At 67.5% G+C, this 26059-nt stretch carries 22 protein-coding genes; 15 read left to right on the top strand and 7 right to left on the bottom strand.

Annotation, left to right across the window (positions count from 1 at the left end):
* Positions 1 to 29 precede the first annotated feature (29 nt).
* From BKA16_RS00465 to BKA16_RS00440, 6 genes are read left to right on the top strand one after another with little or no spacing between them, the layout of a single operon-like run.
* Positions 30 to 842 (top strand): SDR family NAD(P)-dependent oxidoreductase, encoded by an 813-nt coding sequence (locus BKA16_RS00465; RefSeq protein ID WP_183368722.1) that lies wholly within the window; start codon positions 30 to 32, stop codon positions 840 to 842.
* Complete coding sequence (locus tag BKA16_RS00460; RefSeq protein WP_183368721.1) at positions 835 to 2013, top strand: CaiB/BaiF CoA transferase family protein; 1179 nt, start codon at positions 835 to 837, stop codon at positions 2011 to 2013. The genes BKA16_RS00465 and BKA16_RS00460 overlap by 8 nt, the downstream gene beginning before the upstream one ends.
* Positions 2010 to 3164 carry a CoA transferase gene (locus tag BKA16_RS00455; protein ID WP_183368720.1) on the top strand — a complete coding sequence of 385 codons (1155 nt, stop codon included), beginning with the start codon at positions 2010 to 2012 and terminating at the stop codon, positions 3162 to 3164. Before BKA16_RS00460 ends, BKA16_RS00455 begins: the two co-directional genes overlap by 4 nt.
* Before the next feature lie 2 nt (positions 3165 to 3166).
* Complete coding sequence (locus tag BKA16_RS00450) at positions 3167 to 4042, top strand: enoyl-CoA hydratase/isomerase family protein (RefSeq protein WP_183368719.1); 876 nt, start codon at positions 3167 to 3169, stop codon at positions 4040 to 4042.
* Positions 4039 to 5511 carry an NAD-dependent succinate-semialdehyde dehydrogenase gene (locus BKA16_RS00445; protein WP_343067225.1) on the top strand — a complete coding sequence of 491 codons (1473 nt, stop codon included), beginning with the start codon at positions 4039 to 4041 and terminating at the stop codon, positions 5509 to 5511. The genes BKA16_RS00450 and BKA16_RS00445 overlap by 4 nt, the downstream gene beginning before the upstream one ends.
* A gap of 29 nt (positions 5512 to 5540) precedes the next feature.
* The gene (locus tag BKA16_RS00440; RefSeq protein ID WP_183368718.1) at positions 5541 to 6353 is read left to right on the top strand and encodes a mycofactocin-coupled SDR family oxidoreductase; all 813 of its coding nucleotides are present in this window, start codon (positions 5541 to 5543) and stop codon (positions 6351 to 6353) included.
* 93 nt (positions 6354 to 6446) lie between these two features.
* Here BKA16_RS00440 and BKA16_RS00435 read toward each other — a convergent pair whose 3' ends face one another.
* The 3 genes from BKA16_RS00435 to BKA16_RS00425 all read right to left on the bottom strand — a co-directional run bounded on the left by BKA16_RS00435 (position 6447) and on the right by BKA16_RS00425 (position 10061).
* Entirely contained in the window at positions 6447 to 7727 is a 1281-nt protein-coding gene (locus tag BKA16_RS00435; protein ID WP_183368717.1) for a cytochrome P450, read from the bottom strand.
* 102 nt (positions 7728 to 7829) lie between these two features.
* A complete protein-coding gene (locus tag BKA16_RS00430; protein ID WP_183368716.1) occupies positions 7830 to 8594 on the bottom strand; it encodes an IclR family transcriptional regulator in 765 nt (254 codons plus the stop codon).
* 99 nt (positions 8595 to 8693) lie between these two features.
* Entirely contained in the window at positions 8694 to 10061 is a 1368-nt protein-coding gene (locus BKA16_RS00425; RefSeq protein ID WP_183368715.1) for an MFS transporter, read from the bottom strand.
* Between the two features lie 323 nt (positions 10062 to 10384).
* Here BKA16_RS00425 and BKA16_RS00420 point away from each other — a divergent pair, with 323 nt between their 5' ends.
* Positions 10385 to 12052, top strand: coding sequence for an FAD-binding dehydrogenase (locus BKA16_RS00420; RefSeq protein WP_183368714.1), 1668 nt, complete (start codon positions 10385 to 10387; stop codon positions 12050 to 12052).
* Between the two features lie 13 nt (positions 12053 to 12065).
* On the opposite strand, the gene BKA16_RS00415 is transcribed toward BKA16_RS00420, so the two are convergent.
* The 4 genes from BKA16_RS00415 to BKA16_RS00400 all read right to left on the bottom strand — a co-directional run bounded on the left by BKA16_RS00415 (position 12066) and on the right by BKA16_RS00400 (position 17194).
* Positions 12066 to 12839, bottom strand: coding sequence for an SDR family oxidoreductase (locus tag BKA16_RS00415; protein WP_183368713.1), 774 nt, complete (start codon positions 12837 to 12839; stop codon positions 12066 to 12068).
* The gene (gene pgfA / locus BKA16_RS00410; RefSeq protein ID WP_183368712.1) at positions 12836 to 14374 is read right to left on the bottom strand and encodes a cell envelope lipid trafficking protein PgfA; all 1539 of its coding nucleotides are present in this window, start codon (positions 14372 to 14374) and stop codon (positions 12836 to 12838) included. The genes BKA16_RS00415 and pgfA overlap by 4 nt, the downstream gene beginning before the upstream one ends.
* A 42-nt stretch (positions 14375 to 14416) precedes the next feature.
* Positions 14417 to 15775, bottom strand: a complete 1359-nt coding sequence (locus tag BKA16_RS00405) for an ABC1 kinase family protein (protein WP_382427763.1) — start codon at positions 15773 to 15775, stop codon at positions 14417 to 14419.
* A 207-nt stretch (positions 15776 to 15982) separates the two neighbouring features.
* Positions 15983 to 17194 (bottom strand): IS110 family RNA-guided transposase, encoded by a 1212-nt coding sequence (locus tag BKA16_RS00400; protein ID WP_183368710.1) that lies wholly within the window; start codon positions 17192 to 17194, stop codon positions 15983 to 15985.
* 250 nt (positions 17195 to 17444) lie between these two features.
* Here BKA16_RS00400 and nadB point away from each other — a divergent pair, with 250 nt between their 5' ends.
* The 8 genes from nadB to BKA16_RS00360 all read left to right on the top strand — a co-directional run bounded on the left by nadB (position 17445) and on the right by BKA16_RS00360 (position 25907).
* Positions 17445 to 19034, top strand: coding sequence for an L-aspartate oxidase (nadB, locus tag BKA16_RS00395; protein WP_183368709.1), 1590 nt, complete (start codon positions 17445 to 17447; stop codon positions 19032 to 19034).
* Between the two features lie 55 nt (positions 19035 to 19089).
* Positions 19090 to 20289 carry a hypothetical protein gene (locus BKA16_RS00390; protein WP_183368708.1) on the top strand — a complete coding sequence of 400 codons (1200 nt, stop codon included), beginning with the start codon at positions 19090 to 19092 and terminating at the stop codon, positions 20287 to 20289.
* Between the two features lie 171 nt (positions 20290 to 20460).
* Positions 20461 to 20793 (top strand): metal-sensitive transcriptional regulator, encoded by a 333-nt coding sequence (locus BKA16_RS00385; protein WP_183368707.1) that lies wholly within the window; start codon positions 20461 to 20463, stop codon positions 20791 to 20793.
* A 51-nt stretch (positions 20794 to 20844) separates the two neighbouring features.
* Entirely contained in the window at positions 20845 to 21051 is a 207-nt protein-coding gene (locus tag BKA16_RS00380; protein ID WP_183368706.1) for a heavy-metal-associated domain-containing protein, read from the top strand.
* Positions 21048 to 21215 carry a hypothetical protein gene (locus BKA16_RS00375; protein WP_183368705.1) on the top strand — a complete coding sequence of 56 codons (168 nt, stop codon included), beginning with the start codon at positions 21048 to 21050 and terminating at the stop codon, positions 21213 to 21215. Before BKA16_RS00380 ends, BKA16_RS00375 begins: the two co-directional genes overlap by 4 nt.
* Entirely contained in the window at positions 21212 to 23491 is a 2280-nt protein-coding gene (locus BKA16_RS00370; RefSeq protein ID WP_183368704.1) for a heavy metal translocating P-type ATPase, read from the top strand. The genes BKA16_RS00375 and BKA16_RS00370 overlap by 4 nt, the downstream gene beginning before the upstream one ends.
* Before the next feature lie 63 nt (positions 23492 to 23554).
* Positions 23555 to 24391, top strand: coding sequence for a hypothetical protein (locus BKA16_RS00365; RefSeq protein WP_183368703.1), 837 nt, complete (start codon positions 23555 to 23557; stop codon positions 24389 to 24391).
* 58 nt (positions 24392 to 24449) lie between these two features.
* A complete protein-coding gene (locus tag BKA16_RS00360) occupies positions 24450 to 25907 on the top strand; it encodes an FAD-binding protein (protein ID WP_183368702.1) in 1458 nt (485 codons plus the stop codon).
* The last annotated feature ends 152 nt before the right edge of the window (positions 25908 to 26059 follow it).

Raw genomic sequence — 26059 nt, 5'->3', positions numbered from 1 at the left:
ACTTCTATTGAGCAATAAGGAGAGTTCACATGGGAATTCTGACGGGCAGAGTCGCACTCATCACCGGCGCCAGTCGTGGGATCGGTGCGTCGATCGCCGAAGAACTCGGGCGAGCGGGCGCCGACGTGGTCATCACGGCACGCTCGAGCAACGACCAGCCGGGCAAATTGCCGGGCACCCTGGAGGAGACCGCTGCCGCCGTGGTCGCGGCCGGCGGTCGCGTGCACACGATCGTCGCCGACCTCACGAGCGAGGTGGACAGGCAGCGCATCGTCGACGAGGCGGTCGAGCACTTCGGCAAGGTCGACATCCTGGTCAACAATGCCGCGGTCACCTTCTTTCAAGCGGGCGCCGAACTCAAGCCGAGTCGAGTGCGGCTCATGTACGACATTCAGGTGGCCGCACCGCTGCACCTCACACAGCTGGTGCTGCCGGCTATGCGGGACCGCGGCACCGGCTCGATCATCAACATCACGTCGTGGGAGTCGAAGCATCCGGAGATGCCGCCGTCGCGGTTTAACGCGAAGGGCACGACCACCGTGTACGGCATGATCAAAGCGGCTCTCGACCGACTCACCACGGGCTTCGCGGCGGAGGTGTACGACGACGGCATAGCGGTGAACGCGCTGCGTCCGTCTCGACTGGTCGCGACTCCGGGGCCCGTGTTCCACGGTGTCCTGAAGGCCGACGACCCGAACGCCGAGAAGCCGGACGTCATGGGCCGAGCCGCGGTGATCCTCGGCGCCGCGACCCCGGAGCAGGTGACCGGGCGAGTGCTCGAGTCCGAAGACGTGCTGGCCGGCTGGTCGGCCGACGGACACGAGGTGCTCGCGAATGTCTGATGTGCGAGACGCCGAACGCATCGGACCGCCGTTGACCGACATCGAGTGGCTGGACGGAGTCAACGTCGTCGAAGTGACGACGGCGGTGTCCGCTCCGCTCGTCGGCCGCGTACTCGCCGAACTCGGCGCCGAGGTCGTGAAGGTCGAGTCGCGAGCCAAACCGGATGTCAACAGGGCGCGACTGCCGAGGCCGACGGATCCGGAGGGATTTCCGGCCGACGAGGCGTTCCAACTGCTGCACGAGGCCAGCTCGAGCAAGCGAAGCGTGACGTTGAACCTCAAGACGGAGGCAGGTCGGGGACTGTTCCTCGACCTGCTCGGCGACGCCGACGTCTTCATCGAGAACTTCGTGCCGGGGTGGCTCGATCGACTCGGACTCACCGTCGCGGACCTGCGCGCACGTTTTCCGCGTCTGGTGATCCTGTCCGCGAGCGGCTACGGCCAGACCGGTCCGTTGCGCACCCAGCGGTCGTACGCACCTGTGATGAGTGCGTTGGCAGGCGTCGAAGGGCTGATCGGGTACGACGACGGAGACGTTCTCGGGTGCTCGGCGTTGGCGCTCGCCGATCTCAACTGCAGCTTCTACGGTGTCGCTCTCGTGTCCGCTGCGCTGCGAGGTCGCGAGGACACCGGTCAGGGCTGTCACATCGATCTGTCGCAGATCGAAGCGGCGTCGACACTGGCGGGTGAGGCGTTCGCCGAGTACGGCGTCACCGGCACTCCGCCTGGACCCCGTGGCAACGCCGACCCGGACGGACGTCCGTGGACACTGATTCGTGATCCCGGCGACCGAGACGGAAGCGGGTGGATCGCCGCGGCCGGCGCGACGGACGGACTCGGTGCCGAGGATCTGAGTCGGGGATCGGTCTCGCGTGACGAGCTGCTCGCGCGGTTGACGGCTCGCGGCGTCGAGACGTCACCGGTTCTGACCCCCGACCAGGTGGCCGCGGATCCGGCGAGCGCCGCGCGGGGATTCACCCAGACGATCGCGCATCCGAACGCGCTCGTCGGTGATCTGCACATCACGAGCGTTCCGTGGCGTCTCGACGGCCGACTGCCGCGAGTGCGCAGCGTCGCGCCACTCCTGGGAAGCGACAACTCCGCGGTGCTGACGCGCTACGTCACCGACGAGACATTGCAAGGATTCGACGAGGAGGGGGCACTGCGATGACCACGACGTCGACACCGGAGCCCGGTCTGCTGAACGACACGGTGACCATCGAGATCGGTCGATCCCGATCGGCGGCGTTCGCGGGCAAGCTGATCGCCGACATGGGCGGCGACGTCATCGTCGTCGACGACGATGCGCGGCGAGCAGCGCTCCCCGAGAGCGCCCGAGCGTTCCTCGACCCGTACAAGGACGCGATAGGTCCACCGGCCGACCGCAGCACCGGTTGGCTCGACGAGGTCCTGTGCGACGAACTGGTGCCGCACGCGGACCTGATCATCACCGACCTGCCCGAGGACGAGCTTCGACGCCGCGGCTGGGACTTCGAGTCGGTGAACCGCCTCAATCCGAGGATCAGTCACGTGCGGTTGACGGCGGCCCCCGGCGCGGACGAGGGCGGCGAGCTCACCATGCAGGCTCGCAGCGGACTGATGGAGATGGTCGGATCGCCCGACCGCGAGCCGCTCGCGCTGCCCAACGGGATCGGGTCGCTGCAACTCGGACTGCACGGTGCGGCGGCCGCGAACACTGCGCTCCTGGTCGCGCGGCGCACCGGCCGAGGTCGACGAGTGGAGATCGCCGGTTCGGAGGTCCTGGCGTCCTACGTCCGGATCTACGGTGCGGTCGCGTCGTACTACGACATCCCGCTGCGGCGGGACGGTCGTCGGGCCCCCGGGTCCGGCGGCCGCTACCCGTTCGGACTGTTTCCGTGCAAGGACGGCTATGTCGCCATGATCACGCGAAGTCAGCGCGAATGGGAGAGCATGCTCGCGATGATGGGCGATCCGGAGTGGTCCGAGCTCGATCGCTATCGGGATCTGTACGCGATCGCCATGGACTATCCCGACGAGGTCGACGAGCTCGTCGCTCCGTGGCTGATGGCCCACAGCCGCGACGAGATCCTCGATCTCGCACAGGAGCACGCGGTGCCGGCAGCTCCGGTGCGATCGGTGGACGAAGTGCTCGACGACCCGCAGCTGAGCGATCACCGCGGATTCTTCGACGAGGTGGAGATCTCCGGCGGTCGCCGCCTCCGCGTTCCGGGTCGCCCCTGGGCGACGTCCGAGCGCACGGGAAGGCTCGAGACGACCGACCTGGACACCGTCCTCGCCCGCCGTGCCGCCGCACGGCCGACACTCTCAACACAGGAGTAAGCATGAGCAACACATCGCATCATCCGGTCCTGGTCGAACGATCCGGCCATGTCGGTCGCCTCGTCCTCAACCGGCCGGACAAGAGCAACGCTCTCACCTTCGACGACGCGCAGTTCCTCGTCGAGCGCCTTCATGAACTCGAAGCCGACGACGACATCAAGGTGATCATTCTGAAAGGGCGTGGCAGATCGTTCTGCGCCGGACACGACTTCGACGACGTGGTGCGAGTGTTCGGCCTGGACTGCAAGGGAGCGGACGGGAAGCCGTTCCGGATGAGTCAACGAGCCCGGTTGTCCTTCGACAAGAAGCTCGCCGACGAGTACATGGCGTTCCAGTACGCGGAGAAGCCGGTGATCGCGCAGGTCCAGGGATCCGCGGTCGGATTCGGAATGTACCTGACCGAACTGGTCGATCTCGTCGTCTGCGCCGACGATGCGAAGTTCAGCCACGCCGAGCAACGGCTGGGCTTCGCGGGCAACACCTGGCATCTGAACATGCAGATCCTGACGTACGGACCGAAGAAGGTTCGAGAACTCCTGCTGTTCGGTTCACAGTTCGACGGCAAAGACGCCGAACGTCTGGGGCTCGCCAACATCTCGGTGCCCGCGGCGGACCTCGAGGCGACGACCGAGCGGTGGGCCGAGAAGGTCGCGCGCAATCCCCGGGACGCGATCGTGCTCGGGAAGGCGATTCACAACATGGCGATCGATTCGCTCGGCGGCTCACAGCAGTTCATGCGCGGAGCCGTGGGACACACGCTCGGCACCGGACTGTCGTTCGAGGAGGACGAGTTCAACTTCTTCCGCGAGCGCCGTGACAAGGGGACGAAGGCCGCGTATCAGAACCGTGACGCCACCTATGAGAGGGAGACCCTGTGACCGGGACCGTGACACCGTCGGACACCGCGTTGCCGGCGCGGACGCCTACGCAGCTGTGCATCGGCGGACTCTGGCAGCCGGCGGCCGATGACCGCACGTTCGACGTCGTCGACCCGGGTTCGGGCGAAATCGTGTGTGCGGTCGCGGATGCCTCGCCCGCCGACGGGCGCCGGGCACTCGACGCCGCCGTCGCCGCACAAGCGGGTTTCGCCGCGCTGCTTCCGCGCGATCGACAGCGCATTCTGTTGCGTGCGCTCGCGTTGCTCGATGAACGTCGAGACGACCTCGCACGTGTCCTCACCGTGGAATCCGGCAAACCGCTCGCGGAGTCGCTGGCCGAGCTCACGAGTGTCGCCGAGTGGATTCAGCACTTCGCGGAGGAGGCCGTGCGTGTGCACGGTTCGTACCAACAGAATCCGGGCGTCGACGGGCGAATGATCGTCACCCGAGCGCCGATCGGTCCGTCCGTCCTGATCACCCCGTGGAACTTTCCGCTGTCCCAAGCGGTCCGCAAGCTCGCCCCGGCCATCGCGGCGGGCTGTACCGCGGTCGTCAAACCTGCCAAGGAGACTCCGCTCGCGGTGCTCGCCTTCGTGGCGATCCTCCTCGACGCGGGTCTTCCCGCCGGGGTGGTGAACGTCGTGACGACGAGTGAGTCGAATGCGGTGATGGAACCGCTGATCCGATCTGGCCTCGCGCGCAAGCTCTCGTTCACCGGGTCGACCTCGGTCGGTGTGAAGCTGCTGGAGCAGGCGGCGCAGGAGGTCGTGAACTGTTCGATGGAGCTGGGCGGCAATGCGCCGTTCATCGTCTTCGACGATGCCGACCTCGATGTCGCCGTCGACAGCCTGCTGATCAACAAGATGTGGAACTGCGGCCAGACGTGCACGTCCGCCAACCGGATCTTCGTGCACTCGACGTTGGTCGACGAGTTCGAGTCGCGCGTTCTCACGCGGGTGACCGCGCTCGTTCAGGGCCACGGCCTCGATCCGGCTGTGACGCTGGGGCCGTTGGTCAACGAGAAGCAGGTCTCGCACGTTCAGGCGATGGTCGACGACGCGGTCGCGCGGGGAGCCCGCCTGGTCACCGGCGGACACCGTATTGATCGGCCTGGGACCTTCTACCCGCCGACGATCCTCCGAGACATCCCGTCGACGGCCGAACTCATGCGCGAAGAGGTGTTCGGCCCGGTGATCGCGCTGATCCCCTTCGATGACGAGGCCGACGTCATCGCTCGGGCGAACGACACCTACTACGGGCTCGTCTCGTACGTCTTCACCGAGGACCTGCGGCGAGCGGTACGGGTCTCTGAAGCGCTGGAGTCCGGCAACGTCGGACTCAACCGCGGAACCGTCGCGTACGCCGCCGCTCCGTTCGGCGGGACGAAGAAGTCCGGGCTCGGTCGGGAGGGATCCACAGAGGGGATCGAGGAGTTCCTCGAGACCAAGTTCGTGGCACTGCAGCTCTGATCATTGTGAATCGAAGGAAGGAATCGAACATGTCCAGCGGTCGACTTGACGGAAGAGTCGCGTTCATCACGGGTGCTGCACGAGGCCAGGGGCGCAGTCACGCGCTTCGCCTGGCCGGCGAAGGAGCCGACATCGTCGCCGTCGACGCGTGCACCGAGTACACGACCACCGACTACGTGATGCCGAGCCCGGACGAGCTGGCGGAGACGGCGAGGCTCGTCGAGGCACTCGGGCGCCGAGCGGTCACCAGTGTCGCTGACGTCCGCGCGCCCGAGGAACTGCGGGAAGCGGCCCGCCTCGGCGCCGAGCGACTCGGCGGCATCGACATCGTCGTCGCGAATGCCGGGATCTGCGTGCTCGGCTCGTGGGACGAGGTGACCGACGAGGTGTGGAAGGACACCATCGACACGAACCTCACCGGGGCCTGGAACACCATGTCGATCACCGCGCCGTATCTGATCGAAGGCGGCGGCGGCTCGATCATCTGCACCGGTTCGACGTGCGGGGTGCAGGGCGTGCCGTTCTTCGCGCCGTACGTCGCCTCCAAGCACGGCCTGTCCGGCGTCGCGAAGACGATGGCGAATGAGCTCGCCCGACATGCCATTCGGGTCAACGTCGTTCATCCGACGGGTGTGGAGACCGAACTGACCAACGGGCTGTCGCGTATCGGTGAACTCATCGAACGGGATCCGCGTATCGGTGTCACATTCGGCAATGCGCTCGACGTGGAGAGGCTTCAGCCGGAGGACGTCAGTGATGCGGTGCTGTTCCTGGCGTCCGACGAGTCGAAGTACATGACGGGTACGGACTTCGTGGTCGACGCGGGCTGCACGAACTTCTGAGATCCGTTCCGCGGATCGGTGCCTGACAGAGAGGTCGGTGTTCGCTTGGCGAACACCGACCTCTCTATATCCGGATGACGTGCACCGACCGCGTCAGGACACGGGCGTGACGGTGACGACAAGGGAGTCGACACCGTTGGTGAGGCTGCTGCCTTTGAGGAGTTCCAGGTCGGCGTCGGGGTCGAAATGCACCGATTCGGCGCGCTTGGCGAGCTCTTCGAACAAGATGCGGCTCTCGAGCCTGGCGAGGGGTGCTCCGAGGCATGCGTGTACTCCGTGCCCGAAGCCGAAGTGCCCGTCGGCCTCTCGGTCGATGTCGAACTCGTCGGCGTGCGGCCATCGGGATTCGTCTCGGTTCGCTGAGGCCAGGAGCAGCCGAACGATGGAGCCCTTCGGAATCACGACGCCCGCGATCTCGATGTCGTCGACGGCGCGTCGCGGCGCCTTGTGCACCGGTCCCCGGAACCGTACGAGTTCCTCGATGAACTTCTCGCCGTCTTCCGCGGGGTTGGCCCGGATACGGACGAGCAGGTTCGGGTCCGCACGCAGTTCGCGGAACCCTCCGGCGATGAGACGTTCGGTGGTCTCGAAGCCCGCGACGAACACGAAGGCGCACAGTTCGGTGGCCTCGTCCTCGGTGAGCACCCCGTCGTCGAGCCATGCGCGAGCGATCAGACCGGCGACGGTCTCGCTCTGTTCCGCGTGCAGCCGGCGAAGAGTCTGGTTGAGGTATGCGAACAACTCGTTCGCGTATCTCTCGTCGTCGGCATCGCCCGGAGCCATACGGGACACCCGAGCGAACAACACGAAGAGCTTGTCGGCGAGGAAGTTCATCTTCTCGATGTCGTCGATCGGTACGCCGAGGATTCCACTGATGGTGGCGATGGTGAGCGGCCGCGACACCTGTTCCACGACCTCGCCGCCGCCGTTCGCCACGAACGACTGAGCCAGTTCGGCAGAGACCTCGCGCACCCGGTCTTCGACGAGTGCGATCGCCTTCGGGATGAACGCCGACGCGATCACCTTTCGCAGTTTCGCGTGCGTCTTCCCGTCGAGCAGCGTCGGAAAGGCGAACGGCGGGACGTCGTTCACCTGGTTGTTCAGGATCTTCGGTGAGCGCATGCCCTTCCGCACGTCCTGGTATCGGGACACGAAGTACACGTCCTCGTCGGGGTGGCTGACGCGTAGAACCGGATGGTTCTCCCGCATCCAGGCGAAATGTGCGTACGGTTCGCCTTGGGCTCCGGTCTCGTCGATCACAGTCCACGGGGTCAGTCCCGTCGGCCATTCCAGTTCGTGGGAGTAGGGAAGGCTGTCTCCCCTAACGGTCGGGGTGTCCGTGACGCGGTCGTCGACATGGGCGGGGCTGGTCATGAGTATCCTCTCGACGGGGTGTGCTGCACACCACGTTGCCACCGCGAATGTGATGAGAGTGCTCCGTTTTCGCTGACCGAAAGCCTCGGTCGGCGGGTCGGTTCAGGAGCGTCTCGGCGGCTTCACACCGAGCGCCATCGAGATCCCGAACGATGCCGAATGCAGCGCGGGTACGGCCTCCCGGGGGCGCTCGGTGCCGCTCTCGTACACCACGCTCAACGCGGCGACGACCTGCCGCGCCGCGCCGAATATCGGGACCGCCATGCCGGTCCATCCCGGCGTCCCGATCCCGGGTGCCGAACAGAACCGCTGTTTCCTGATCTCGGCGAGCAGCCGTCGCAGGGTGCGTTCGTCGGTGATGGTGTTCTCGGTGTACTTGCGGAGCGGTTTCGTGAGGAACTCGTCCTGGACGTCGGCGGGTGCGAACGCGAGGAGCACGAGGCCCGATGACGCGGCGTGAATCGGATGTCGCTGTGCGACGAGCGCTCGGTCCAAGGAGAAGCCGGTCGGAGTCATCCGCTCCACGTACAGCAGAGTCCCGCCGTCGAGAACGGAGAGGGTGGTGAGACATCCGAGGCTCTCGAACAGATCTTCCATGTAGGGAAGGGCGGTGTCACGGAGCGACAGGGTCTCGTTGCCGCGTGTCGACAGCTCCCATAGGCGTAAGCCGACGCGGATCTGTTTGTCGGCGTCGCGTTCTAGCAGCCCGTAGCGGACGAGCTCGGACACGAGCCGGTACGTGGTCGGAAGCGGCAGTCCGGTCCGGTCGGCGAGGACGGTGAGCGGCATCGACCGCGTCTCGCGGTCGAAGGCGGCAAGAATACGGGCGACCCGGCTGATCACGGACTCGCCGGAGTGTGAGGTCATCGCAAGGCCTCCGTCGTGGAAGGTGTCTTTACGTGAGAGTGCCCCAGACTCGGGTGTCTGGGGCACTCTCACGATCTGATCTGGGGCGCTAGTCTAGCGCTACGTCGCGAGTCGGTGGCTGGAAGCGGCTTCGCTGCCCGCCGAGGTCAACGGATCGGCGATGACGTTCATCTGCCGGGCGTTGGGGATGCCCCATCGTGCGATGAATATGCCGATGACGGCGAAGACGATGACGTAGTACGACGGCGCGGTGGCACCGAGCTTGTCGGATAGCCAGGTCGCGATGTACGGAGCGGTTCCGCCGAATACGGCGAATGCGACCGAGTATGCGAGGCCGCTGGCGCTGGCGCGCACGTCGACGGGGAAGAGTTCGACGATCGCCACTCCGGACGTGATCATCGTGCCGTACATGAGTGAGGCGAAGACGCCGAGACCGATCGCGGAAGCCACCGGCCCCAAGGACATCAGCGCGAACGCCGGGAAGACCCAGACTGCGAGTCCGACCGCGAGAATCGACGCGAACGCCTTGCGGGAGATCCGGTCCATCAGGCGTCCGAGAAGAGAGGAGAGCACCATCGCGATCGCCAGTGCCGCGATGTAGATCCCGAGTGACACGCTGAACGAGTAGTCCTCGAACTGCTGCAGGTGAGAAACCATGTACCCGACGGTGATGTATCCGGCCGCGGCCTGCAGTGAGACCCAGGCGAACAAGATGAAGATCTGCTTCGGCACGGTGCGGAACGCCTCGACCAGAGGCATGGGGCGGTGTTCGGCTTCGCTGCTGATGACCGCGGATTCTTTCGCCGCTTCCTTGTACGCTTCCGAGTCGTCGATGTGCAGTCGCAGGTAGACGCCGACGATGCCGAGCGGGATCGCCAGGAGGAAGGGGATTCGCCAACCCCAACCGGTGATCGAGTCGGCGGGCAGTGCGGCGGTCAGGATGAGTGCCGCGACCGCCGCGAACAGTGCACCCGCCACAGAGGACACGATCAGCGGAGCCGTGTTCCTACCCCGCGACTCGGTGTCCGAGTGTTCGACGACCAGCACGAAGGCCCCGGTCGATTCTCCACCGACGGAGAAGCCCTGAAGCAGGCGGACCACGACGAGGAGGATCGGGGCGAGGACTCCGACGGAGTCGTACGTCGGGAGCAGCCCGAGGATCGTGGTCGCGAGGCTCATGAGGAGCAGCGCGAGAATCAACTGGCGCTTACGTCCGAGTCGATCCCCGATGTGGCCGAAGACGATGCCGCCGACCGGCCGAATGAAGAATGCGATTCCGAACACTGCGAACGTCGCAAGGAGGCCGGCGACCGGGTCGTCGCTCGGGAAGAACAGTTTCGCGATGGTCACTGCGAAGTAGGCGTACAGCGCGTTGTCGAAGTACTCGATGAAGTTGCCGATCGCGCCTGCTCTGAGTACGCGGCGCATCATGGCGGCGTCGGTGGACGCCTCCGCGGAGGTAGTCACGGATGATCTCCAGTGGTCGAGGGTGGACGGGGAGGGAGATATCTGGTCCATTCATCAATTGGTAGGACCATTGGATATAGTGAACTACCAGGTGTATGTGATGTCAAGCACTCATTTGGTTCGAATGTGATTCCCAGCCCGAGCGGCGGCGGTTTCGCGGGGGCGTCGCTTGCGGTGCCCGGCGGGGTGGCCGCTCGGGATCCACTGGATCAGAACGGATCTCGGAAGTACTCACGGCGTGGGCCGGAGGGCCTCTTCGGAATGGCGGTAGAGTCACTCGATGTGATGTGGGCGATACCGTAGCCCGCGGGAGAGGGGTTGTCGTGGCCACAGGGGAGAACACCGCCGATGCCGTCGTCGTCGGGGCGGGACTGGCGGGTCTGGTCGCCACCTACGAGCTGACCCGGGCGGGCAGACGCGTCGTCGTGGTCGATCAGGAGAATCGCGCCAACCTCGGTGGGCAGGCGTACTGGTCGTTGGGCGGCATCTTCCTGGTCGACAGTCCCGAGCAGCGTCGCCTCGGCGTCAAGGACTCTCCCGAACTCGCGTTGCAGGACTGGATGGGGTCGGCGGGCTTCGACCGGGAGGACGAGGACTACTGGCCTCGGCAGTGGGCACGCGCCTACGTCGACTTCGCGTCGACGATCAAACGCCAGTACCTGCACGATCTCGGACTGCGATTCACGCCGGTGGTCGGCTGGGCCGAACGCGGCGGCGGCTTCGCCGACGGCCACGGGAACTCGGTTCCCCGGTTCCATCTGACGTGGGGCACCGGGCCGGAAGTGGTCCGGGTGTTCCTCGAGCCCGTGCTGGAGGCGGAGAAGAAGGGGCTGGTGACGTTCGCGTTCCGGCACCGGGTGGACGAGCTGATCGTCGACGGCGGCACGGCCGTCGGTGTGCGCGGTCGGGTGCTCGAGCACAGCGACACCGAGCGAGGCGTCCCGTCCTCGCGCGTCGAGACCGACGACTTCGAGATTCGCGGCGGCGCGGTGATCGTCACCTCGGGCGGCATCGGCCACAACCACGATCTGGTTCGCAAGAACTGGCCCACCGAGCGTCTCGGTCCGGTGCCGAAGTTCATGATCGCCGGTGTGCCCGACTACGTCGACGGTCGAATGCTGGAGATCACCGAGGCCGCGGGTGGCAACATCGTCAACCGTGACCGCATGTGGCACTACACCGAAGGCATCCAGAACTGGGATCCGATCTGGTCCGAGCACGCCATCCGGATCATTCCCGGGCCGTCGTCGCTGTGGCTCGACGCGAACGGCAACCGTCTCCCGGCGCCGAACTTCCCTGGCTTCGACACGAATACGACGATGAAGGCGATCCTGAGCACCGGTTACGACTACTCGTGGTTCGTGCTCGACAAGTCGATCATCGAGAAGGAGTTCGCTCTGTCGGGCTCCGAGCAGAACCCGGACATCACCGAGAAGTCGTTGAAGCTCGCCGCGCGGAGTCGGCTGGCCAAGGGCATGCCGGGGCCGGTGGAGGCGTTCACGAGACACGGCGTCGACTTCGTCGTCCGTGACACGCTGCCCGAGCTGGTCGAGGGGATGAACGAGATCGGCCGCGGCGGACACATCGATCTGCAGGAGCTCGAGCGGACGATCTCCTCGCGCGATGCGCAGATGGAGAACGGATACAGCAAGGACGCGCAGGTCATGGCGATCCACAACGCGCGGAACTACCTGGGCGACAAGGTGGTCCGCGTCGCCAAACCGCACCGCCTGCTCGATCCGGCGCACGGTCCGTTGATCGCGGTGCGTCTGAACATTCTGACTCGCAAGACCCTCGGCGGCCTGGAGACGAATCTCGACTCGCAGGTGATGCATCCGGACGGGTCGGCGTTCGACGGTCTGTACGCGGCAGGTGAGGTCGCCGGATTCGGCGGTGGCGGAGTCCACGGCTACAACGCACTGGAGGGGACCTTCCTCGGCGGCTGCATCTTCTCCGGACGCGCGGCCGGGCGGGCCGTGGCGCGGCGGTAGCGGCGACTGAGCCCTACTGCAGTGTCACCATGCCGCCGTCGACCGGGAGCACCGCACCGGTGATCCAGGACGCGGCGGGCGAGGCCAGGAAGATGGCGGCGCCGGCCAGATCGTCGGGCCGCGCGAGGCGCCCGAGCGGGACGCTCGCCGACAGCTGGGCCTCGCCGTCGCCCGCGAGCAGGAACTTCGTCATCTTCGACGGGACGAGGCCCGGGGCGATCGCGTTGACCGTGACGTGCTCGCCGGCCAGACGCTTGCCCAGGTGTCGGGTCAGTTGATGCACGCCCGCTTTCGACGTCGAATACGCATACGATTCGAACACCGGAACGTGCATGCCGTCGACCGAACCGATGTTGATCACGCGGGCGGGACGGTCGGCGTCGCTCGCGGCGCGCAGCATCGGCAGGCACGCGGCGGTCAGGTGGAACGGAGCCTTCACATTCAGGGCGAGCACCTTGTCCCACGCCTCATCGGGATACTCCTCGACGTCCGCGCCCCAGGTGGTTCCCGCATTGTTGACGAGGACGTCGAGCCGGTCGGTGTGCTCGCCCACCGCGGCGGCCAGATCACGGCAGCCCTGCTGTGTGCTCACATCGGCGGGCAGCGAGACGATGCGTTCGCCGAGTTCGTCGGCCAACGACCGGCAGTCGGCCGCGGACCGGCCGGAGACGTACACCGTCGCGCGGGCCTCGTGGAAGCCGCGGGTGATCATCGCGCCGATCCCCTTGGCGCCTCCTGTCACGAGGACGTGGCGTCCGGAGACGTCGAAGAGTCGATCGGCGTTCATGACTGGTCCTCCGGCCTGCGGTAACGCTCGTAATCGGGCATGGGGCGGGTCGGATCGGCGACGGCTCGGAACGAGCCGGTGTCCACATCGTCTGCCGGACTCGGCGCGATATGGGTCGGCTGGGCCCGTTCGGGTTCGTGCCAGGCGTCGCGGCTCCACTCCGGCTGTTCCCACGAGGTGGTCGCGGTGTCGTCGGCGGGCGGCTCCTGTGCCGGGATGGCCGTGGTGGTCTCGGTCGGCGACACCGCCGGGAGCACGGTGGTCGTCGCGGGCTCCGCGTCGTACGCGTAGGCGGTCGGCGCGCCGTCGTGTGGGCTCGGCGTGAAGCCGTCGTCGGGGCCGTCGTCGTCCGGGCCGCCCTGCGGCCCGTCTGCGGCGTCACCGCCGCCGTCCGACTTGTTGCGGCCCAGGAACACGAGCAGCGCCCAGCCGATCAGCAGCAGCGCGCCGATCACGCCGAGGGCGATCGGGACCCACTTGCCGCCGACGTTCAGCAGCGTCAGATAGTGCTTGGCGCGGTCGGCCTGCTGAGCGACCGTCTCGTCGGACCATTTGAACGTTCCCTTGAGCGCGTCCATCTGGAAGTCGCGAACGGGTTCGGGCGTCTCCTCGCTCTGGTCCGGCGACTTGAAGTACTGATGCTGATCCTCGTACCCGTAGATGATCGTGCCGGTCACCGGCTCGACGTACACGTGTCGCTTGGCGGTCGCGTACCGGTGCATCTCGACCATGTCGGTCGACTTCACGCCCTTGCCGCGGATGCCCCACCAGCGGGCGGGCATGTTCAGGATGGTGCCGAGCGCGGCGTCGCCCTGGGCATCGGGCAGATCGGAGAGGTCGGTCTCGGGGACGTCGGCGACGAAGTGGTACGTGTTGACGCCGTCGATCTTCTGCTCGCCCTCGTACTTGGCGGTCGCATCCTGGCGCGTGTTCGTGTCGAAGTACAGGTAGTCGGTCTTCTGAACGTCGAAACCGAACTTGTATTGGAACCCGCGGCGCTGCTCGTGCGGGATCTGGACCGACACGTCGTTCACGTCGACGCCGTCGGGTGCCGCCTCGAGCTGCAGCGAGCTGACGGCGCCGTTGGGTGCCGACGACTTGCGGTTCACCGATACGCGGTCGACGGAAGCGGTCAGCAGCGCGTCGTCGCACGGGCGGTCGCCGTCGGTGGCCATCGACAGGTCGCGCTCCTCGCCGTCGGCGTCGCGCACCCGGTCGATCCGGACGGTCTGCGCCGACTGCAGGGTGGCCTGCTTGGAGTCGGACGGGTCGACGATCACCGACCGTCGCTGCTGCGTCAGGTTCGCGTCGTACTGCTTGGCGTGGCGCTCGGTGACCGAGCAGCGGTCGAAGATGACGGCGGGGAATCGATCGCCCGCGTCGCCGTCGGTCGACACGGTGGAGGCGACCGATGTGATGTCCAGGTCGAGGGGCACCACCTTCAACTTCGGCACCAGGTACGTCGGCAGGGCGATCGCCGCCGCGATGCACGCGACGCCGAGGAACGCCATCAGGGCCAGTAGGGCACGCTTCACTTGGTTCGGCTCCTCGTCGAGGGTGCAGGGTCGGTCATCGCCTCACGCATTGCGGGCTCGACGATCACGTTCGGCTTCTTTCAGGATGCCAGCCATGTAGCCGTAGATCTCACGGTCGCTGATCGCCTTCCAGCGCGGTGCGAGCAGCTTCATGTACTTCTCCACGTACAGCAGCTGCTTGCCGACCAAGACCAGCTCACGGGGGAGCCGGGCGTCGTGCGCCTTGGCGACGGCCGCCAGCTGACGGCCCAGATCGGTATAGCTCATCGACCCGAGTTCGGTGGTCGACAACGGCACGGTGACCTTCTTGAGGTCCTCGGCGCCTCGGGCCGTCGATCCGGGATTGTGGACGGCGCCCAGCAGGAAGATCGCGCGGCCGGCCGAGTCGTAGTCCTGTTTGACGATCAGATCGACGACGAGCTGCCGCAGAATACGGCGCGTGCGGGCATCGAACCGTCCGACGATGCCGAAGTCGATGAGGACCAGCTTCCCGTCGTCGTCGACCATCACGTTCCCGGCGTGCAGGTCGCCGTGGAACAGTCCGCCGTGAAACGCCGAATCGAGCAGCGACAGAAGGAGATTGCGGCACAGTGCCTCACCGTCGTGGCCCGCGGCTCGGACGGCGGCGACGTCGTCGATGCGGGTCGCGTAGATGCGCTCCATGGTCATCACGCGCTGCGTGGTGAACTCGTCGTACACGTGGGGCACCCGGACACGGTCGCCGAACGGTCCCGGCTGCAGGCAGGCGAACCACTCGGCCATGGTCGCGGCCTCGTTGCGGAAGTCCAGCTCGGCGTCGAGCCCGTCGGCGAAGTCTTCCACGACGTGCCGCGCCGACAGCATGCGACCGTACTCGGAGACCTCCAGCAGACCGGCGACCCGTTCGAGGATCGCGACGTCGGGAGCCAACCGCTCGGCGATGCCCGGACGTTGGATCTTGACGACCACCTCCTCGCCCGTGTGCAGGGTGGCGGTGTGCACCTGGGCGATCGACGCGGACGCGATCGGCGTCTCGTCGAAGGTCGCGAAGACCTCCTCAGGCGGGGCGCCGAGTTCGTCGACGACGATCGCGCGGAGCTCGGCGAAGTCGGCGGGGCGGACACGGTCGAGGAGCGACTCGAACTCGCCGGCCATCACCGGGCCGAAGACACCGGGGCTCGAGGCGATGAGCTGGCCGAGCTTCACGTAGGTCGGGCCGAGGTGCTCGAAGGTGCGGCGGACCTCGTGGGCCACGTCGGCCGGTCCGGGCAGGCTGCCGTGCAGCAGGTCTCCGACGGCGCCGACGGCGAATCGTCCGACGCCGAACGCCGCGTGGCCCGCGGTGGAGGTGAAGCGGCCGACTTCGGCGACCGCCGACACGGCGGGCAGTCGGCCGCGTGCAGGCTGTGCCTGGTCTCTGATGGTCTTCACCGTTCCGCAGTGTAGTTGACCCGGGCCCGCGCACCAGCCAGCCACGCAGGGCGCCGGTCCCGCCCACTGGCGCGCGCCGCGTCGGAGGTCTAGCGTCGAAAGGAGTTTTCGACCATGAGTCGATAAGTGGGTGACCGAAGGAGGAATCTCAATGACGTTGTCAAGTCCTCGTGGCGTCGCGCTTCGATCTCGGTGTAGTCAGGCGGCTGTGGGCGTTCGGGTTTCTGGAACAGAGGGGGCGTAAGGCTTGTGATCGCGGAGCATGGCCCATTGCACGTTCAGACGCCGACGGGCGAGTGCGATGACCGCCTGGACGTGCGTCTTCCCGTCGGCGCGTTTGCGCTGGTAGTAGACGTGCGAATCGGGGTCCCGTCGTGCGGCGACCTGCGCGGCGAGGTAGCAGGAACGCAGCAGGCGTCGACTGTAATGCCGCGGCCGGTGCAGATTGCCGCTGACCCGTCCCGAGTCCTTGGGGACCGGTGCCAGACCGGCGACCCCGGCGAGGCGATCGACGGTGCCGAAGACTGCCATGTCCCCGCCGGTGGCGGCGAGGAACTCCGCGGCCAGGATCACGCCGAAGCCGGGCATGCTGGTCAGGATCTCGGCATGCCGGTGGCAGAGAAATCGCTCCTCGATGAGAGTCTCCGTCGTGGTGATCTCGTCGTCGAGGGCCATCACCTCCTTCGCCAGCCGCGCCACGATGCTGACGGCAACCTGCTGGCCGCGGACCTGGATATGTTGCTGGTTGGCAGCCTCAATGGCGGTCTGTGCCACCGCAGAGGCGTTGCGCGCCTTATGGTTTCGAAGCCATGCTTCCAACCGGGCCCGGCCAGTGCGGCGGATCGCCTCGGGAGTCTGGTATCTGGTCAGCAAGAGCAGTGCTGCTTTGGAACCGCTGTAGTCAAACGCCCGCTCGAGTGCGGGGAAGATCTCCAGCAGCACCGCGCGAAGCCGGTTGATCGCGCGGGTACGGTCGGCGACAAGATCGCCACGGCGGGCGGTCAGCAGTTGCAGGTCTACGGCGATGTCGTCGCCTGGGCGCAAGGGCTGCAGGTCGCGACGCATCCGGGCCTGGTCGGCAATGACGGCCGCATCTTTGGCGTCGGATTTGCCGTCGCCGCGATACCCGGCCGAGGCGTGGTAGACGGTGCGGCCAGGGATGTAGAGCAATCTCTGCCCGGTGCCGATGAGCAGGGAGATCAGCAGAGCGCCGCCTCCGGAGTTGAGGTCGATCGCCCAGGTGACCTCACCGCCTTCTGCCAGGTCACCGACTGCGGCGATCAGGTCGCCGAGGGCCTTCTCGTCGTTGTCGACGCGCCGGGACAGCAGTTGCTCGCCGTCGGCGTCGATCACCACGCAGTGGTGTGCGGACTTGCCGGCGTCCACACCGGCCCACACAGTTCTCGCCATGGTCTCTCACCTCGCAAGTCGTTGGTGCACAGTAGGGAACCCTGCAGACGACATCCCCGGCGTGTCCTTACAGAGCGATCGCATCGCGTCTTTCAATCAGCGGTCGAGTCGTCGCGGTACACCGGGCGGCCATTCCTCCTCGGCCATGAACCACAGCAGAACCATGACAGCCATACCCGGAGTCCCAGGGCAACTCACAGCCTACGAACACGCAGGTCTCCGGTCACCCACTTAGAAAGGTAAGGATGCCATGGCCGACACCGAACGCCGGGCAGATCTCGTGGTGGTCGGCGCCGGAATCGCCGGGCTGACCGCCGCCCTGTCGGCGGCCGAACGCGGCCTGGACGTGATCGTGCTGAACAAGGGGGCGAGCTGGAGTCCCGACGGGGCGGAGCAGTCGACGGCGACGTTCTACGCACAGGGCGGTATCGCCGTCGTCGATCCCGGGGCCGACGACGACTCGATCGCGCTGCACCTGTCCGACACCCTGGCGGCCGGTGCGGGACTGACCGACGCGGCCGCGAGCGAGCCGATCCTGTCCGACGGCTGGTCGGCGGTGACCCAGCTCGTCGGGCGCGGCGCCGAGTTCGATTCGGCACACGGCCGCTTCCTGCGCACCCGAGAGGGCGGGCACTCGGTGCGGCGGATCATCCACGCCGGCGGCGATGCCACCGGTGCTCGGGTGCAGGCCGCGCTCGGCACCGCGGCGGCCGAGTCGCGCCTGCGGGTTCTGGATCGGGCGTGGGCCGCGCAGGTGCTGACCGACGCCGGGCAGGCGGTCGGTGTGTCGTATGTGCACGGCGGCGTCCACTCGGTGGTCTGGGCGCCCACCGTGCTCCTGGCGACCGGCGGGGTGGGGCACGTGTACGCGGCCACCACCAATCCGGCGGGGGCCACGGGTGACGGCGTGGCCCTGGCGCTGCGCGCCGGCGCGCGAGTCGCCGACCTGGAGTTCGTCCAGTTCCATCCGACGATGCTCTTCGTGCCGGGGGCCCGGGGACGTCGCACCCTGGTCAGTGAGGCGGTCCGCGGCGAAGGCGGACGCCTCGTGGACGTCGACGGCTCCTCGGTCACGGCCGGAGTGCACTCGCTCGGGGACCTCGCCCCGCGCGACGTGGTCGCACGCGCGGTGCGCGCCGCGATGGAGCGGACCGGCGCCGACCACGTGTACTTGGACATCACCGGTGTCGACGACTTCGCCGCGCGCTTCCCGACGGTCACAGCCGGGGTGCGGACATCGGGTCTCGACGTCGACGGCGGGATGCTGCCGGTGGTCCCGGGAGCGCACTACCTGTGCGGCGGTGTGGTGACCGACGACGCCGGTCGGACCGGCGTGCCGGGGCTCCTCGTCGCGGGTGAGACGGCGCGGACCGGTCTGCACGGTGCCAATCGTCTCGCCTCGAACAGTCTGCTCGAAGGGCTGGTGATGGGTCGGCAGACAGCGGCGCAGGCCGTCGAGCGGGCGAGTGTGCCGATACGCGAGATCGGCGTTCCCGCTCTGGGTTCGGCCGCGGTCCTCGACCGTTCGGTGCTGCAGGACGCGATGTCCGCGCGCGTCGCTCTCGATCGGGATGCGGCGGGGCTCGCCGAGGTCGCGGCACTGCTGGCCACGGCCGCGCCGCGGGACCGAGACGATCTGCGGGTCGCCGAAGACGCGTCGCTACTGCTCACCGCGCGGGCGATCGTCGCCGCCGCGCGGGCTCGTCGGGAATCGCGCGGAGCCCACTCGCGCGCCGATTTTCCCGAGCGCTCCGAGCGCGCCGTCTCGCGCGGTTTCGCCCTCGTCGACGACGAACTGGTCGTCATCGGTGAGCGCGTCGTGGCGGATGCCCTAGTCTGACCTCATCGGGCTCCGTAGACTTACACGGAGTCTGCGGGAGAAGGGGAGTGTGCCCATGAGTGGTGGCCGGTGCTGGTCGTCGATCGTCGCCACCCCCGATGAGCGCGCCGCTCTCCGGCTGGGTTCCGACGCCGAATGGCTCGTCGGATGCGTTCTCCCCGAAGGGCATCCGGGCGCGCACGCCTCCGACGGCAGACAGGGGAGCCACGGTCGACGTCGGTGGCTGGTCTGGGGCGATTTCGCGCGCGGAGCGCAGATGCTGCGCGATGAGGAGCCCTGTCCGATCACCGCACTCGACGGTGCGCCGTGCCTCTACTACCTCGGGCACAGCGGTGCGCACCGTTTCGGTGCGCCGGTTCCACAGGTGATTCCGCCGCAACCCGCCGCTCCCGCCCCGCCGCAGCCCTCGGTGCCCGCCCCGCCGCGGGCGCCGTCGCGGGGCTTCCCGCCGACCGAGCCGTGGTCGGCCTTCGATCTCGATCCCGAACCGGCGACGATTCCGTTCCCGCCGCTGCCCAAGCCTCCGGGCTGGCCTCATGCCCCGCAGCCTCCCGTCGAACCGCTCGCCGCGGGCGAGCGGACCGCGATGGACCAGTTGTTCGCCGAGCTGCCGTCGCTCGCACCGGCCGACGCCCCGTACGTCGCGCCGGGGACCGACGCGTGGACCCCGCCGGAGCTGCCCGTACCCGATGTGCCCGTATCCGATGTGCCCGCGCCCGAACCGGTGATGCTCGACGCGTCGTCGGCGCAGGAGTCTCCATCGGCCGACCAGGAGATCGCACCGCCGCCGGTCCTGGCCGGTCCCGCGCGATTCGAGCCCGCCGATGTCGAGGCCGCCGAGCACCGGCCCGTCACGATCGACAACCACTTCGAGCCGTCCCTCGGCGACGACGCCCCCGGTGGTGCGACCCGAGTGGTGTACCGCGACGATCCCGACGCGTCGATCATGGAGGTCAGGGCCTCCTCCGACGAGGCGCTGACCACGTCGATCCTGCAGGTCATCACCTCCAACGACGATCCGGTCCGCATGGGTGTGCCGACCACGCTTCGGCCGATCTCCGGTCCCGCGCGTACGGCAGAGCCTGTCGCGGGGCAGCTCTCGGGCGACGATGTGAAGGCGATGACCGAGGCGGTGCGCGAGGCCGCGCAACGCTTGGGAACCGGTCCGGTCACCGACGACACCCATGCGATCAGCGAAGCACTCCGCGATATGGCGGTCTCGCTGGCCCGTCTGGCCGACCGCTTCGGCAAATAAGGCGGCTCGCTCCGCGCGATTGCGCACGAGCGGTCGGTGACGGACTCTCGTGCGCGCTCCTCGTCCGGCATGTGGTGATCTAGGCGTCATTGATACCCCCTAGGGGTAGACAAACGGTCGGGTTCGGAGTAGACCTGATACCGCCAGGGGGTATTGAGAGGATGTGTGGAGATGGCCGACGAGACGTCCGGCGAGTGCTGTCACGGTGAACAGGAGCACGGTCATCACGGCTACATCGGCAATCAGGCCGGGTATCTGCGGCGGCTCAAGCTCATCGAGGGTCAGGCACGCGGACTGCAGCGGATGGTCGAAGAAGAGGCCTACTGCATCGACATCCTGACCCAGGTGTCGGCGATGACGAAGGCACTGCAGGCCGTGAGCCTCGGGCTGCTGTCCGATCACATGAATCACTGCGTCGTCTCCGCCGCGCGCGAGGGCGACGAGGCCGCGGACGCGAAGATCGCCGAGGCTATGCAAGCCATCACTCGCCTGGTCAAGTCCTGAACCACGGCTCCGCCGGTCGAGCGGAGGCGAGATCCACGAAGGAGAACAATCATGAGTGAACTGACCACCATCACCGTCGACGGCATGACCTGCGGACACTGTGCCGCATCGGTCCGCGAGGAGATCGGCGAGATCGCAGGCGTCACCGATGTCGCGGTCGACGTCGAGTCCGGTCGCGTCGACATCACCAGCGACGCCGCACTCGACGACACAGCGGTCACCGCCGCCGTCGTCGAAGCCGGCTACACGGTTCGATGACCGCCGCACTGTCGCGACCCGGCGTGCGGGTCGCCGCATTCGCAGCCGGACTCGCGGCAGTGTTCGGTCTGCTGTTCGGCATCGGGCGGGCCGTCGGACCGTGGGACACCGATCCGGCACCGTCGCACGGTCACTCCGAGACGCACGAGGGGATGATGTCATGACGCAGTCGGTCGTCGCAGACAACGAGGTGGATCTGGACCTGATCGGCATGACGTGCGCGTCGTGCGCCAACCGAATCGAACGCAAGCTCAACAAGGTCGACGGCGTCACCGCGACGGTCAATTACGCGACCGAGCAGGCGCACGTGGCCTACGACTCGGCGATCACCCCGGACCAGCTCATCGAGACCGTGCGATCGGCCGGATACGACGCGACGCCCGTGGTCTCGGCCCAGGCGGAGCCGTCGGGCGATCCCGTCCCGACGCGGGCCGAACTCGACGTCGCCGCTCTTCGGCAACGGCTCATGGTGTCGGCGGTGCTCACCGTCCCGGTGATCGTTCTCGCGATGGTCCCGGCCTGGCAGTTCACCTACTGGCAGTGGCTGTCGCTCACGCTCGCCGCGCCCGTCGTCGTCTGGGGTGCGTTGCCGTTCCACCGCGCGGCCGCGGCCGGACTGCGGCACGGCACCACCACGATGGACACACTGATCTCGGTCGGCACGATCGCCGCGTTCGGATGGTCGATCTACGCCTTGTTCTGGGGCGACGCCGGAGTCCCCGGAATGCGCCACGGCTTCGATCTGATCGCGTCACGGGGCGACGGATCGTCGAACATCTACCTCGAAGCCGCTGCGGGTGTCACGACGTTCCTGCTCGCCGGCCGGTACTTCGAGAAACGGTCCAAGCTGAGGGCCGGTGATGCGCTGCGCGCGCTCGCGGAGGTGGGCGCCAAAGAGGTGACCGTGATCCGTGAGGGCCGCGAGTCGACGGTCCCGATCGAGCAACTGCGCATCGGCATGACGTTCGTGGTGCGGCCGGGTGAGAAGGTCGCCACCGACGGAGTCGTCGTCGCCGGTGCGTCGGCCGTCGACCAGTCGATGCTGACCGGCGAGTCGGTGCCCGTCGAGGTCGCCGTGGGTGACGCCGTGGTCGGCGGCACCGTGAACGCGCACGGACGCCTGGAAGTCGAGGCGAAGGCCGTCGGCGCCGACACCGCGCTGGCGCACATGGCGAAGATGGTCGCCGACGCGCAGGCGGGCAAGGCGCAGGTCCAGCGCCTGGCGGATCGGGTGTCGACGTACTTCGTGCCGACGGTCATCGCGATCGCCGCGGGTGTGCTCGGCTTCTGGCTGGGCGTGGGAGGCGGGCCTGCGCTGGCGTTCACCGCCGCGGTCTCGGTCCTGGTGATCGCCTGCCCGTGCGCGCTCGGGCTGGCGACGCCGACCGCCCTGATGGTCGGCACCGGTCGCGGTGCGCAGCTCGGCATCCTCGTGAAGGGGCCCGAGGTGCTCGAGTCCACGCGTCGGGTCGACACCGTGGTCCTGGACAAGACCGGCACGGTGACCACCGGTGAGATGGCGGTGACGGATGTGATCGTCGCCGGGGACACTTCTTTCCTCCGGTCGAGCGGGTCCTCGGGCGGGTCGAGCGAAGTCGAGACCGTCCTGGCGTGGGCCGCGGCCGTCGAATCCGGGTCGGAGCACCCGATCGGGCGAGCCGTCATGCGGCGCGCCGAAGGACTCGAACTGCCGGAGGTCGGCGAGTTCACGAACCTCGCGGGAGCGGGCGTCCGCGCCACGATCGACGGGGTTCCGGTGTCGGTCACCGCGCCGCGCGATGCGGTCGGGGAGATCGGCGACGAGCTTCGCACCGCGATCGAGGACGCGTCGGCACAGGGGGCGACGCCCGTCGTCGTCAGTTTCCGCGACGTGGTCGCGGGGGTGATCGTCGTCGCCGACACGGTGAAGCCGACATCGGCCGCCGCGATCGCGGAACTCACCCGGATGGGACTGCGTCCGGTCCTGCTGACCGGCGACAACGAAGGCGCCGCGCGTCACGTCGCCGATCTGGTGGGGATCGACGAGGTGATCGCCGACGTTCGGCCCGAGGGGAAGGTCGAGGCCGTCGCCGCGCTCCAGGCGCGGGGTCGCGTGGTGGCGATGGTCGGCGACGGTGTGAACGACGCCGCCGCTCTCGCGTCGGCCGATCTCGGTCTGGCGATGGGCACGGGGACCGACGTGGCGATCGAGGCGAGCGACCTCACTCTGGTCAGCGGTGATCTGTGGGCCGTCGTCGACGCGATCGCCTTGGCGCGTAAGACGCTGGGCACCATCAAGACAAACCTGTTCTGGGCCTTCGCCTACAACGTCGCGGCATTGCCGCTCGCCGCCGCGGCTCTGCTCAATCCGATGATGGCCGGGTTGGCGATGGCGCTCTCGTCGGTGTTCGTGGTGGCCAACAGTCTGCGACTGCGTGCATTCAGGTCGAGGCGGGCCTGATCACTCGCGCGCGACCCGGCGAGTGTCCGCTGCGGTGCAGCGGATCTGACATACCGTGAGCGCATGACTCCGACCTGGCCCGAGCTCGTCGGCCGCAACACCGCCGCCGAGATGATCTCGTTCGCCGGACGCCTGATCAGTACGACGCCGGACGACGGGACCGACGTGCTCGACTTCTGGCACGGAGGCGGCGGGCGGTGGCGGATCGAACGAGACGGCGAAGTGCAGTACATCAACGACGGCGAGCGCGCTTTCAGCCGCGGTCGGGACGGTCGGATGGTGAAGATGCCGGACGGGCAGAAGATCCGGCTGGCCTGGGTCACCAGTGGATTCGGGCCCGCCGATCTCGTCGGTCCGGACGGCATGCTGCACAAGATGTCACGGGAGGTCGGTGCACTCACCGAACCCGCCGAGGTCGCGATCGGCGACCGCCCCGCGTGGTCGACCGACCTCGGCAGACCCGGTGCCGGCCCGGACGGTCGTATCACGGTGTCGATCGACGCGGCGACCGGCGTCGTCGTCTCGTTGACGTCGAACCAGGACGCCTCGGTCGCCGTGTCGGGGCTGACACCGGGGCCGATCGACGACGAGAGATTCGCCTGGACCACGGACGGCGGTTCCGAGCCGCGCCCGGATCCGGCTGAGGTCCGCGCCCGGATCGTCGACCGCCTGGAGATCTTGAGCGCGGTCGATGCGGGTCTGCGGCGCAGGGAAGAGGTGATGGTCGCGGTCGAGCAGGCGGCGACCGTCGACGATGCGCGGACCGCGGTCGCCGCTCTCCTGGGCATCGGTGCGGTCGGCGCGGACGCGGTCCTGGCGACCCAGGTGCGACGGTTCACCCGGGACGGACGCGCCGCGATCGCGGCGGAGATCTCCTCCCTCCGCGAACGGCTGGGCTGACCAGCGGCTCGACCCCAAAACTAGAACACGTTACAGATGGTGATCTAGGATCGTTCTCATGAGCGGACTGGACATCCCTGAAGTCATCGACTCCGGCGACGTGACCGAGTGGAGCGACACCGTCGACGTCGTCGTCCTCGGCGCGGGCATCGGCGGCTGCTGCGCGGCGGTCGATGCGGCGTCCCACGGTGCGAGCGTCATCGTGCTGGAACGGTCGGCGGCGGCGGGCGGTACGACGTGCATGGCGGGCGGCCACTTCTATCTCGGCGGCGGCACCGCCGTGCAGCAGGCGACCGGCCATCCCGACAGCGCCGAGGAGATGATCAAGTACATCACCGCGGTCTCGCGCGATCCGGAACCGGACAAGATCCGCGCCTACTGCGAGGACAGCGTCGAGCACTTCGACTGGCTCGAAAGCCTCGGCTTCGAGTTCGAGCGGAGCTACTACCCGGAGAAAGCGGTCATCCAGCCGCAGACCCAGGGCCTCATGTTCACCGGCAACGAGAAGGTCTGGCCGTTCAAGGATCAGGCGGTTCCGGCCCCGCGTGGACACAAAGTACCCGTCGAGGGCGACACCGGCGGGGCGGGCATGGTGATCGAACTGCTCGTCAAGCGACTCGGCGAGCTGAACGTGCCGATCCGTTACGAGGTCGGTGGTCGCAGGCTCGTCGTCGACGACTCCGGCGCCGTCGTCGGTGTGCAGTACAAGGAGGGGCGCACCGAGGGATTCATCCGCGCGACGAATGTCGTCATCGCCGCCGGCGGCTTCGTCATGAATCCCGACATGGTGGCCGAACACGTTCCGCAGTTGGCGGAGAAGCCGTTCACCCTCGGCAGCACGTACGACGACGGTCTCGGCATCCGCATGGGCGTCTCCGTCGGCGCGCGACTCAAGCACATGGATCAGGCTTTCATCACCGCGCCGGTGTATCCACCGTCCGTCCTGCTCACCGGAATCATCGTCAACAAGGAGGCGAAGCGGTTCGTCGCCGAGGACTCCTATCATTCGCGGACCTCGGGGTTCGTCATGGACCAGACCGATCGCGTCGCGTACCTGATCGTCGACGAGGCGCACATGGAACGCCCCGAGTTCCCGCTCGCACCGTTCATCGACGGCTGGGAGACCGTCGAGGAGATGGCCGACGGCCTCGGCCTCGACCGTGCCGCCCTCGTTTCGACTCTCGAGCGCTACAACACCTATGCTGTTGACGGCGAGGACCCCGATCTCCACAAGAGCCCGGAATTCCTCGCACCGCAGGATCGCGGGCCCTGGGCGGCCTTCGACATGAGCCTCGGCAAGGCGCTGTACGCCGGTTTCACGATCGGTGGCATGGCGACCACGGTCGACGGTGCGGTCCTGAACGAGAGCGGTTCGGTGATCCCGGGCCTGTACGCCGCCGGAGCCTGCGCCGCGAATCTCGCGCAGGACGGGAAGGGCTACGCATCGGGCACGCAGCTCGGTGAGGGGTCGTACTTCGGGCGGCGTGCCGGCAGATCGGCCGCAGCGCACACCTGAGCCGGCGCTGTGATGTGACTTACAGCGAACTGAGGGTTTGATCCCTCATGCTAAGTTCGTCGCACGTTTTTCATACGCGGGAACGGCCATGTGTCACCCGCACGCATCGCGCGAGTTCGATGACGCACTGGCCGGTGGACGCAGAATAGCTG

Source organism: Gordonia humi, assembly GCF_014197435.1.
Classification (GTDB): Bacteria; Actinomycetota; Actinomycetes; order Mycobacteriales; family Mycobacteriaceae; genus Gordonia; species Gordonia humi.
This window is presented reverse-complemented; position numbering and strand designations above follow the sequence as displayed.

Coding starts and splice junctions, on each gene's coding strand:
- BKA16_RS00465 (WP_183368722.1), top strand. CDS start 30: ATGGGAATTCTGACGGGCAGAGTCGCACTCATCACCGGCGCCAGTCGT.
- BKA16_RS00460 (WP_183368721.1), top strand. CDS start 835: ATGTCTGATGTGCGAGACGCCGAACGCATCGGACCGCCGTTGACCGAC.
- BKA16_RS00455 (WP_183368720.1), top strand. CDS start 2,010: ATGACCACGACGTCGACACCGGAGCCCGGTCTGCTGAACGACACGGTG.
- BKA16_RS00450 (WP_183368719.1), top strand. CDS start 3,167: ATGAGCAACACATCGCATCATCCGGTCCTGGTCGAACGATCCGGCCAT.
- BKA16_RS00440 (WP_183368718.1), top strand. CDS start 5,541: ATGTCCAGCGGTCGACTTGACGGAAGAGTCGCGTTCATCACGGGTGCT.
- BKA16_RS00435 (WP_183368717.1), bottom strand. CDS start 7,727: ATGACCAGCCCCGCCCATGTCGACGACCGCGTCACGGACACCCCGACC.
- BKA16_RS00430 (WP_183368716.1), bottom strand. CDS start 8,594: ATGACCTCACACTCCGGCGAGTCCGTGATCAGCCGGGTCGCCCGTATT.
- BKA16_RS00415 (WP_183368713.1), bottom strand. CDS start 12,839: ATGAACGCCGATCGACTCTTCGACGTCTCCGGACGCCACGTCCTCGTG.
- BKA16_RS00400 (WP_183368710.1), bottom strand. CDS start 17,194: ATGGCGAGAACTGTGTGGGCCGGTGTGGACGCCGGCAAGTCCGCACAC.
- nadB (WP_183368709.1), top strand. CDS start 17,445: ATGGCCGACACCGAACGCCGGGCAGATCTCGTGGTGGTCGGCGCCGGA.
- BKA16_RS00390 (WP_183368708.1), top strand. CDS start 19,090: ATGAGTGGTGGCCGGTGCTGGTCGTCGATCGTCGCCACCCCCGATGAG.
- BKA16_RS00385 (WP_183368707.1), top strand. CDS start 20,461: ATGGCCGACGAGACGTCCGGCGAGTGCTGTCACGGTGAACAGGAGCAC.
- BKA16_RS00380 (WP_183368706.1), top strand. CDS start 20,845: ATGAGTGAACTGACCACCATCACCGTCGACGGCATGACCTGCGGACAC.
- BKA16_RS00375 (WP_183368705.1), top strand. CDS start 21,048: ATGACCGCCGCACTGTCGCGACCCGGCGTGCGGGTCGCCGCATTCGCA.
- BKA16_RS00370 (WP_183368704.1), top strand. CDS start 21,212: ATGACGCAGTCGGTCGTCGCAGACAACGAGGTGGATCTGGACCTGATC.
- BKA16_RS00365 (WP_183368703.1), top strand. CDS start 23,555: ATGACTCCGACCTGGCCCGAGCTCGTCGGCCGCAACACCGCCGCCGAG.
- BKA16_RS00360 (WP_183368702.1), top strand. CDS start 24,450: ATGAGCGGACTGGACATCCCTGAAGTCATCGACTCCGGCGACGTGACC.